Annotated in this window: 2 protein-coding genes; both read left to right on the top strand. The window is 31.4% G+C overall.

The window, feature by feature from the left end:
- Positions 1-10 precede the first annotated feature (10 nt).
- Positions 11-1,375: an HlyD family secretion protein gene (locus tag ACTG3V_RS15400; protein WP_439133061.1), complete on the top strand. Its 1,365-nt coding sequence runs from the start codon at positions 11-13 to the stop codon at positions 1,373-1,375.
- Between the two features lie 64 nt (positions 1,376-1,439).
- Positions 1,440-2,464 (top strand): TolC family protein (locus ACTG3V_RS15395; RefSeq protein ID WP_439133060.1); only part of this gene is annotated, 1,025 nt, incomplete at its 3' end.

The following is a 2,464-nucleotide window of genomic DNA, read 5'->3' as shown; positions in this document are numbered from 1 at the left end:
TTAAGAAACAATGTTAAATATTTCTAACACAGAGTTGCAACAAAACGTAGATTTAAAAAGCTTTAAATCTGGAAAAGAAATCTTCAATAAAAAATATTACAAAGCGCTTAATCGGTTTTTAATTGGTTTTGGTATACTTTGTCTAATTGTACTGTTTTTACCATGGACTCAGAATATTACAGGTAATGGTTTAGTAACTACATTAACACCAAGTCAACGCCCACAAAGTATACAATCTCAAATACCTGGTAGAATTGAGCAATGGTATGTAAGAGAAGGCGATTATGTAGAAAAAGGAGATACTATTTTAAGAATTTCTGAGATAAAAAGCGAATATTTTGATGACAGCCTTTTGGTAAGAACAAGACAACAAATTACAGCAAAAGCATTTTCTGTTGGGGCTTATCAAGGTAAAGTTGGTGTTTTACAAATAAGAATTAATTCTTTAAAAGAAGAACGCCTTTTAAAATTAGAAATGGCAAAAAACAAGTTAATACAATCTAAACTTAAAGTACAGAGTGATAGTATAAAATTTGAAGCAGCCAAAACCAATATTAGCATTGCAGAAAGGCAATATAATCGAGATGTTACACTTGAAAAAGAGGGTTTAAAAGCCGTAAAAGATGTAGAAGCAAAACGTTTAAAGCTGCAAGAAACTCAAGCTAAATTAATTGAAAGTGAAAACGCCTTATTGACAGCAAAAAACAATGTAATTAATGCACGTGTAGAAATTGGAAGAATTAAGGCAGAATATGCAGAAAAAATCTCTAAAGCCGAAAGCGATCAATTTACGGCACGTTCCAATCAATTTGATGCAGAAGTTCAAGTGTCAAAATTAGAAAATACCAACAGTAATTATGAAATGAGAAACAGCTTACTTTATATTGTTGCGCCTCAAAATGGTTATATCAATAAAGCATTAATAGGTGGTATTGGTGAAGCTTTTAAAGAAGGGGAAGCTTTGGTAAGTATTATGCCTGCAGATATAGATTTGGCAGTAGAAACTTTTGTAAGACCTATAGATTTACCTCTAATTCATCTAGGTGAAAAAGTAAGAGTTCAATTTGATGGTTGGCCTGCAATTGTTTTTAGTGGTTGGCCAAATGTTTCTTATGGTACGTATGGTGCAAAAGTTGTTGCGATAGAGCGTTTTATCAGTGCAAATGGAAAGTATAGAATTTTATTATCTCCAGATGAAACGGACCATGAATGGCCAGATGAAATAAGAGCAGGATCTGGTGCTAGAACCATAGCGCTTTTAGAAGATGTGCCTATTTGGTTTGAACTTTGGAGACAATTAAACAGCTTCCCTCCTAACTATTATCAACCAGAAGGCAGTAGCAAAAGCAAGTCTGATGGAAAAAAGAAAAAATAAATATCAGTTAATTTTTTAGATGTTTCAATCGATGAAAAAATACATTTTTATATTGTTTTTACTGATGTTTACTCAATTTTTCGCACAAGAAAAGGTAACTTCTGTAATGACCTTATCAGAATATTTAGGTTACGTAAAAACCTATCACCCAATTGTAAAACAAGCAAACTTAGTCATCAACAATAGTGAAGCTAAGTTATTAAAAGCTAGAGGTGCTTTTGACCCAAAAATTGAAGTAGATTTTGACAATAAAGAATTTAAAGAAAAAGAATATTACAATAAATTAAATGGTGCTTTTAAAATTCCTACCTATTATGGATTAGAGTTTAAAGCTAATTTCGAGAATAATAGTGGTGAGTTTTTAAGCCCAGAGGCTCAGGTACCTACAGATGGTTTATATGCTGCTGGTGTGTCTGCTTCTTTACTTAAAGGCTTGCTGATTAATAAAAGAATGGCAGCCTTAAAACAGGCCAAATTTTTCATCAATCAAGCAAAAGAAGATCAACAAATCTTAGTGAACGAGATTTTATACAATGCCTCACTTTCTTATTTTAATTGGCTTAAAACGTATAACGAAAAATTGGTTTATGATGATTTCTTAGAAAATGCAGTAATTCGATTTAACAATACCAAAAGAGCTTTTGAAGAAGGTGATAAAGCTGCAATAGACACCCTTGAAGCTGGCATAACCTTAAACAGTAGAAAGTTAAACTTAGAGAAAGCACGAATTAAATTGGTGAAAGCGTCATTAGAATTGTCTAATTTTTTATGGTTGAATGATAACACTCCTGTTGAGTTGCAAGATACTATTATTCCTGATGTAACCACTTTAAACAATATAGACACTACTTTTAATATTGCACTTTTTAACGATGCCAATTTTGATGTGAACAATCACCCAAAAATACGATCTTTAGAATATAAAATTAAAAGTTTAAATATTGATAGAAAACTAAAAATGAACAACTTACTTCCAAGATTAGATGTTCAATACAATTTTTTAACGCAAACTCCAAGACAAGCAAATTCTTTAGTAGTAGATAATTACAAAGCAGGCATTAATTTTAAACTTCCCATTTTTTTACGAAA

Origin of the sequence: Polaribacter sp. (assembly GCF_965660385.1) — a bacterium.
In the GTDB taxonomy this organism is placed as follows: Bacteria; Bacteroidota; Bacteroidia; order Flavobacteriales; family Flavobacteriaceae; genus Polaribacter.
Note: the sequence above shows the minus strand (reverse complement) of the source record. Positions and strands in the feature narration are given on the sequence as shown.

Excerpts from the sequence above, each read along its gene's own strand:
- ACTG3V_RS15400 (WP_439133061.1), top strand. The coding sequence starts at position 11 with ATGTTAAATATTTCTAACACAGAGTTGCAACAAAACGTAGATTTAAAA.